9 protein-coding genes are annotated in these 6,550 nt (G+C 67.3%); 6 read left to right on the plus strand and 3 right to left on the minus strand.

Annotated features, from left to right (window positions below):
• From E5679_RS19900 to E5679_RS19905, 3 genes are all read left to right on the plus strand, one after another.
• Nucleotides 1-495, plus strand: a 495-nt coding sequence (locus tag E5679_RS19900) for a beta/alpha barrel domain-containing protein (RefSeq protein WP_476712891.1), incomplete at its 5' end; no start/stop codon positions are given.
• A 40-nt stretch (nucleotides 496-535) separates the two neighbouring features.
• The gene (locus E5679_RS21485; protein WP_275092572.1) at nucleotides 536-670 is read left to right on the plus strand and encodes a hypothetical protein; all 135 of its coding nucleotides are present in this window, start codon (nucleotides 536-538) and stop codon (nucleotides 668-670) included.
• Nucleotides 671-744: 74 nt separating this feature from the next.
• The gene (locus E5679_RS19905; RefSeq protein WP_138419174.1) at nucleotides 745-978 is read left to right on the plus strand and encodes a hypothetical protein; all 234 of its coding nucleotides are present in this window, start codon (nucleotides 745-747) and stop codon (nucleotides 976-978) included.
• 45 nt (nucleotides 979-1,023) lie between these two features.
• Here E5679_RS19905 and E5679_RS19910 read toward each other — a convergent pair whose 3' ends face one another.
• Nucleotides 1,024-1,275: a hypothetical protein gene (locus E5679_RS19910; RefSeq protein WP_138419176.1), complete on the minus strand. Its 252-nt coding sequence runs from the start codon at nucleotides 1,273-1,275 to the stop codon at nucleotides 1,024-1,026.
• A gap of 1,288 nt (nucleotides 1,276-2,563) precedes the next feature.
• Between E5679_RS19910 and E5679_RS19915 the strand changes: the two genes are divergently transcribed.
• Genes E5679_RS19915 through E5679_RS19925 form a run of 3 tightly spaced genes read left to right on the plus strand, consistent with a single transcriptional unit; the run spans nucleotide 2,564 to nucleotide 3,763 of the window.
• Entirely contained in the window at nucleotides 2,564-3,016 is a 453-nt protein-coding gene (locus tag E5679_RS19915; protein ID WP_138419178.1) for a hypothetical protein, read from the plus strand.
• Nucleotides 3,013-3,426, plus strand: coding sequence for a hypothetical protein (locus E5679_RS19920; protein ID WP_138419180.1), 414 nt, complete (start codon nucleotides 3,013-3,015; stop codon nucleotides 3,424-3,426). Before E5679_RS19915 ends, E5679_RS19920 begins: the two co-directional genes overlap by 4 nt.
• The gene (locus tag E5679_RS19925; RefSeq protein WP_138419182.1) at nucleotides 3,413-3,763 is read left to right on the plus strand and encodes a PRC-barrel domain containing protein; all 351 of its coding nucleotides are present in this window, start codon (nucleotides 3,413-3,415) and stop codon (nucleotides 3,761-3,763) included. The genes E5679_RS19920 and E5679_RS19925 overlap by 14 nt, the downstream gene beginning before the upstream one ends.
• On the opposite strand, the gene E5679_RS19930 is transcribed toward E5679_RS19925, so the two are convergent.
• Both E5679_RS19930 and E5679_RS19935 read right to left on the minus strand, forming a co-directional pair.
• A complete protein-coding gene (locus E5679_RS19930) occupies nucleotides 3,760-4,425 on the minus strand; it encodes a phosphoribosyltransferase (protein ID WP_138419184.1) in 666 nt (221 codons plus the stop codon). The two genes, E5679_RS19925 and E5679_RS19930, sit on opposite strands and share 4 nt — an antisense overlap.
• A 13-nt stretch (nucleotides 4,426-4,438) precedes the next feature.
• Nucleotides 4,439-6,451: a M3 family metallopeptidase gene (locus E5679_RS19935; RefSeq protein ID WP_138419186.1), complete on the minus strand. Its 2,013-nt coding sequence runs from the start codon at nucleotides 6,449-6,451 to the stop codon at nucleotides 4,439-4,441.
• Nucleotides 6,452-6,550 lie beyond the last annotated feature (99 nt).

Below are 6,550 nucleotides of genomic sequence, written 5' to 3' on the forward strand. Positions count from 1 at the left end.
AACCTGGGCGAGGCGCTGCGCCGGATCAACGAGGGCGCGGCGATGATCCGCTCCAAGGGCGAGGCCGGCACCGGTGACGTCTCAAACGCCACCACCCACATGCGCAAGATCCGCGCCGAGATCCGCCGCCTGACCACGATGGCCGAGGACGAGCTCTACGTCGCGGCCAAGGAGCTCCAGGCCCCGTTCGCGCTCGTGAAGGAGATCGCCGAGACCGGCAAGCTCCCCGTGGTGCTGTTCACCGCCGGCGGCATCGCCACCCCGGCGGATGCGGCGATGATGATGCAGCTCGGCGCCGACGGCGTGTTCGTCGGGTCCGGGATCTTCAAGTCCGGCAACCCGGCCCAGCGCGCGGCCGCCGTCGTGAAGGCCACCACGTTCTTCGACGACCCGGACATGATCGCCAAGGTCTCCCGCGGTCTGGGCGAGGCCATGGTCGGCATCAACGTCGACGAGATCCCCCAGCCCCACCGCCTGGCCGAACGCGGCTGGTAAGTAGAGCGCCAACGAAAAGGACGCCACGGATTTGCTGTCCGTGGCGTCCTTTTCGTTTCGTTGCAAGGGCACCTCGGATGGCAACGACGCCCAGATTGTCGCCGTCTTCGACCGGATCATGCCCGAGCACGGTCTGACCAAGGACTTCGTCCCGGTAGTCGGCCGCGCCGTCTGAACCGAGGAGCGAACCCAGTAATGTCCACCATCACCGAAGAATAGAAGGTCGCCGCGGTCCACCGCCTGGGCGTGATGTCCGAGCGGCATCCCGAGCTGAAGCGCCACGTCGCGGACGCCCGGCTCAAGCTCGCCGCGGCCGTCCTCGCTATGGACGACGTCGAGGAGCGCATCCAGGCGGGGGAGAGGATCCACTCGCTCCAGGAACAGGCCGCCGTGGAGCAGGCCAAGACGGCCTTCGCCCAGGCGCTGGCGGATCTGGTCCGGGGCGAGGCCTGCCCGTCGAAAAAGGAGCGTGACCCTCTATGAACCCAGGACGACTTCGTGCCCGCTGGAGACGCACGGCACGAATGTTCATATTGCCTCCGGGATGCCGAATCGCCTCGCAACGAGAACGCGAACGGCCCAGAGCAAAGGCTGATCTTCCAGCTCAACGCCTTTGTCTCCGTAAACTACGCCCGTTTCGCTACCCACCGCGTCGATGTCAAAAAGCCGGGTGATCTCGGCCACGCGAAACTGGTATTCGGTGGAGGTCATCTGGCGAGACGCACGGACTGGAATTGTGCTCAGTTTGCGCTCGACCTCAGCCCGGATGGATTCAGTCATTGGGCACGCGTCGCGTTGGGTCCGCACCAGTCGCTCACCGTCAGGATGTTCCCACCGCTCTCCACCCTCCAGTTCACTGTCCTGGTTCCGTAGTTGAAGGCATGGTTATAGCCGCCGCCGTCCGTGTAGCGGTGAGCGGTGCCGGAGTAGAACGTGAAGGTGCGCTGTACTCAGTCGTCAGGGATACCCACACGACCTGACCCGAGGGGCAGCTGAGCGAGCCGCTGACGCTCGTCGTTGCCGCTTGCGCGGGCACCGCGGATGTCGCCGCCCATGCCAGTGCCGCACTAAAGCAGATTGCGCCGACTTTTCGAGTTTTCATCGCTTCCCTTGGATTTTTTCTCACTTTTTGGATTTTCCCATCCCGGCGGAGTTGGTGATGGGATCCTGCTATCGGAAAGGATGGGTAGTCAAGGCCAAGCGTGTGCTGTGCCTTCAACCGGCCAATCAGGCCATCTGTAGACCTCAGAGAACCGACACGCGCTGACCAGCTCAACCACTGAGCCCGATTTGGGCCGAGTACTTACTCCATGGTGCTGGAAATCCTCACGGCAGGGTCCGAGCACTTAATGTGCGACGCGTGGGCGAGCCTCAGCACGGATATCTCTGACTGCTCTCAGGGTGCGAACACGGAATTTCATCCGTGCTGCCGCGGAGAAGCACGGAAGAATCCTCGGCTGCCGCGAAGCCAGACAAGGATAGCTGCCCGATTCGAACTGTTGACGCCGGTCGAAAGGAAACCTTAGATTGCCCCGCGAAACCCTAGGAGGGGAACCGCCGCCGGACACGGTCGTGTCCAAAACTCCTCGGGAGCGCTACGGCAGGCCTGCTTGAGCCCCGGCGACCACCCGAGCCTGACTGCTCAGACTCCCAAGCTCCGATGCCTGGTGGCGGCTTCCAGGTCCCAGCGCTGGCCTCACGAGCCAGTTTGGCGGAAGACTCCGCTCCGCCCCCAGCAGGAGGAGCGCTGCTGGGCTGCCAAATGGCCAAAGCGGCTGTAGGTGGCCATCGGTTTCTGCTGGCCTGGCCGCTGGTACGTAGCAACCGGAGCCGAAGCACGCGACCAGAGTCCCCGAATACCCACTCTGGACACCGGCGGCCTCAACGTCGACGAGATCCACCAGCCCCATCGCCTCGCCGAGTGCGGCTGGTAAGACTGCCCACTGGTGGCCCGCACCTGACATGTTTAGGCCGGGCCGCCGTCGTTCGTGGGCCTCTGCTCTCGTTTGAAGGACGCTCCGGTCGGGAAGGACGACGGTGTCGGTCCGGCATGAGGAGATGAGCAGCGTTGACGGCGAAGCGCGTCACCCCCGCCGCGATGATCATGGTAGGTCTCGCCGGCCTGACAGCCTGCTCAGGAGGGGGGATCGGCGGCCAGCTTGCTTCACCCCTCGAGGAATGCTCCTCAGCGCTGGCCAGCGACGAGCTGAGCCTGGGCCAGGTGCTCAACGGACAGTCCACGAAGGCAGCGGGCCTTGTGCTCGCCGAGGACATGCGGGACGAGATCTCGAAGGCGCGCGACAGCGTGGCGAAACTCAGTGCCGACCCCGGCGAAGAGCAGAGCGAACGCAGGGACGCACTCGCCCACATGGATCAGGCCCTCGCCGCAGCGATCGCTGCTCAGGATGCTGTGGCCAGCGGCGAGCAGCGGTCCATCAATGACGCCCGTCAGCGGCTCGGGCAGCTTTCCCATGAGATCGAGCAGCAGATCGCCGCGCTCAAGGCAGGAGGCGGGGCGTGACCGACCACAGCCATGGACTCGGGGACCCGCCCGACCCGGGCGGACGAATTGTCGATGCGCAACTGAACCTCATGGACCGGCAAGTCCTCGACGAGGACGGCACGCCGATCACCGTCGTTGACGACCTCGAGCTGAGCGACCTTCCCCACCCCGGGGAGAGCGTCGCCCCGGGAACGGCCGCTCCGCGCATCACGGCCGTGCTGTCCGGGGCGGTGCTCGCGACCCGTATCTTCGGCGGCCGGCCGCCTGCCTCGCGACTTCACCGGATCCCGTGGGAGACGGTGAAGGACGTCGACACCGTCCTGCGGCTGGGCGTCAAGGGAGACAGCCTCGATGTCACGTGGGTTGAGCGGTGGCTGCGGGACCGCATCATTGCCAGAATTCCCGGAGGCCGCCATGATCCTGAGTGACCTCTTGGGCTCACCAGTTCTCGATGCTGCGGGGGAGCGCCTCGGCTTCGCGATCGACGCCCGCTTTGTGCTGGACGCTGCCCCGGCGGAGGCACGCAGCCCGGAGATCGACGCTCGGCTGTACGGCCTTATCGTCAGTCCCCACACGCGGTCGTCCTATCTGGGATACGACAGGAACGGCGTTGACGCCCCCGCGCTGATTGGGTCGTTCCTCGCCTGGCGCCACCGGGGGTCCTTCCTGCTCCTGTGGGAGGACGTCGAACTCCTCACGCCCGGCCGGATCACAGCGCGGCGGGGCTATCGGCGCTTCCGGTCCGGCTTCCGCCCCGCTGCCTAGGGCTGCTGGCCCCGGCCCCCGACGGCTGCCTCGAGTAGGCGGACGACGTCGTCGTCCTTTGTTGCGGAGAAGTCCCGGTAGTAGCGGCCCACCGCCAAGAAGAAATGCGGCGAGGCGAGGCAGACCACCTCATCCGCATCGGTGAAGGTGTCAAGCGTGTCGGCGGGTGCGACGGGGACTGCCAGCACAACGCGAGCGGCTCCGAGCTCGCGCGCCATGCGGCAGGCCAGACGCGCCGTCGAACCGGTCGCTACGCCATCGTCGACCACGATCGCGGTCCGGCCGGCGAGGGGTTCCGGCGGCCGGACCGCACGAAGCTGCGCCACGCGCCGCTCAAGCACCTCGCGCTCAGCCGTCTCGACTCTGCGCACCTCACTCTCGCTCACCCGCAGTCTCTCCACGATGCCGTCGTCGAGGACCATCGCGTCGTGCTCGCCGATCGCGCCCATCGCGAGCTCGGGTTCCGCGGGAACGCCGAGCTTGCGCACCACGAGGACGTCCAGCGGGGCATCGAGCGCCGCGGCGACCTCGAACGCCACGGGCACCCCGCCGCGCGGCAGTCCAAGAACCACGAGATCCGTGCTTGCCGCGCGCCGGAGGCGGTCCTCGAGCTCACGGGCGAGCAGCTGGCCCGCTTCCGTTCGATTCTCGAAGACGTGCACGGTCAGCCTAGGCTCACCCGAGGCCGCGGCGGGCCAGGAGCGGTGCCACGTCCGCGTCCCGGCCGCGGAAGGCGCGGAACGACTCGAGGGGATCCCGGGAAAAGCCCCGGGAGAGCAGCTGGGCGCGGAAGGTGTCGCCATTGGCCCGCGTGAGACCGCCATTCTCCTTGAACCATTCGACGGTGTCGGCGTCCAGCACCTCGCTCCAGATGTACGACCAGTAGCCCGCGGCGTACCACCCGCCAGCGAAGATGTGCTGGAAGTAGCCCGTGCGGTACCGCGGCGGGATGAGCGGGACGGCGACGCCAGCGTCCTCGAGGGCGCGGGACTCGAAGGCGAGCGGATCTCCCGGGTCGTCGCCCGCTGAGAGGCTGTGCCAAGCGAGGTCGAGGAGCGCGGCCGCAAGATACTCCGTTGTGGCATAGCCCTCGCCCCACAGCTGGGCAGCGTCGAGTGCATTGATCTGTTCGTGGGGCAACGGTTCTTCAGTCTCGTGGTGCCGAGCGTAGCTGGCCACGACCTCGGGCCACAGGAGCCACATCTCGTTGACCTGGGACGGGTACTCGACGAAGTCCCTGGGCACGTTCGTCCCGGAGAACTTCGGATACTCGACGTCGGAGAGGAGCGCGTGGAGGGCGTGGCCGAACTCGTGGAACGCCGTCCGTGCCTGATCGAGCGTCAGCAGCGCTGGCTCGCCGGGCGCGGGCTTGCCGATGTTGAGGTTGTTGATCACTACGGGCCGGTCGCCGGTGAGCCGTGCCTGCTCGACGAGCGCGTTCATCCACGCGCCCCCGCGCTTGGTGGGTCGGGCGAAGTAGTCGCCCAGGAACAGGCCCAACCCCGCGCCATCGGCGTCGAAGACCTCCCAGACGCGGACGTCGTCGTGATAGCCCACCAGATCCGGCCGCTCCTCGAAGCGCACGCCATACAGTCTGCCCGCGGCGTGGAAGACGCCGTCCTGGAGGACGCGGTCCAGCTCGAAGTACGGCCGCAGGGCCTGCTCGTCGACCGCGAATCGCTCGCGGCGCACCTTCGCCGAGTAGAAGGCCCAGTCCCAGGGCTCGAGGGCGTGGCCGGCCGCCTCGGCGAGGGTCTGCGCCTCCGCTGCGGCATTGCGGACGGCGGCAGGGGCGAGCTGGCCGAGCATCTCCCGCACCGCCTCGGTCGATGGCGCGGTCTGATCGTCGAGTGCGAGGTCTGCGTACGTCGCGTAGCCCAGAAGGGCGGCCTTCTCGGCGCGCAGCCGCGCCATCTCGGCGACCAGTCCCAGCACGTCGATGTCGCCACCGGAGCTGCCCCGCGCGATCGAGGCCTTGAACACGCGCTCCCGAAGGCCTCGGTTCTCGAGCACGGACAGGACGGGTTGGCCTGTGGGCTGGACGAAGGTGAGGAGCCAGCCCGACTCGTGGCCGGCCGCTTTGGCGGCCTCAGCGGCACTTGACCGATCGTCCGCGGGCAGGCCCGCGAGCTCGGACTCGTCTTCGACCAGGACCGCAGCTTCATTGATGGCCTTGGCGACCCGCTGGCCGTACTCGGTTCCCAAACGGGAAAGCTCGGCGTTGAGCTCGCGCAGGCGCGCCTGCCCCGCTTCGCCGAGGTCGGCCCCCGCGCGGCGGAAGTCGTTGAGCCACTCCTCGACGAGCCGTCGCGACTCGGCATCCAGTCCTGCGGTGTCGATCGCCGCGAACCGGTCGCGGAGGGCGCGGTTCAGTCGGATCGTGTCCTCGTGCGCGCTGAGCTTCGGCATGATCTGCGTTTCGAGCTCGCGGATCGGCTCGGTCCCGTGCGAGGAGACCATCGTCATGAACGAAGTGACGGCCCGCAGCAGGAGCCTTCCCGACCGCTCCATGGCCGCGGCCGTGTTCTCGAAAGTGGGCGGCTCGGCCGAGGACGTGATGGCGTCAATCTCCGCGAGCTGCTCCGCGATCCCCGCGTCGACCGCCTCCGTATAGTGCTCGTCCCTGATCTCAGCGAATGGCGGGAGGCCGTAGGGCAGCGGACTGGGGGAGAGGAGGGGATTGGCCATGAAAGGAGCCTTTCACGCAGCGCGGCAGCGGGCAAGGACCCCTCTCGTTGCGCCGTCAGGTTTGCAGGGGTGTGAACCCTGCAAACCTGACGGCGCAAG

It is taken from the genome of Sinomonas gamaensis (genome assembly GCF_005876955.1).
Taxonomy (GTDB): Bacteria; Actinomycetota; Actinomycetes; order Actinomycetales; family Micrococcaceae; genus Sinomonas; species Sinomonas gamaensis.

Excerpts from the sequence above, each read along its gene's own strand:
- E5679_RS19905 (WP_138419174.1), top strand. The coding sequence starts at position 745 with ATGTCCGAGCGGCATCCCGAGCTGAAGCGCCACGTCGCGGACGCCCGG.
- E5679_RS19910 (WP_138419176.1), bottom strand. The coding sequence starts at position 1,275 with ATGACTGAATCCATCCGGGCTGAGGTCGAGCGCAAACTGAGCACAATT.
- E5679_RS19925 (WP_138419182.1), top strand. The coding sequence starts at position 3,413 with ATGATCCTGAGTGACCTCTTGGGCTCACCAGTTCTCGATGCTGCGGGG.
- E5679_RS19935 (WP_138419186.1), bottom strand. The coding sequence starts at position 6,451 with ATGGCCAATCCCCTCCTCTCCCCCAGTCCGCTGCCCTACGGCCTCCCG.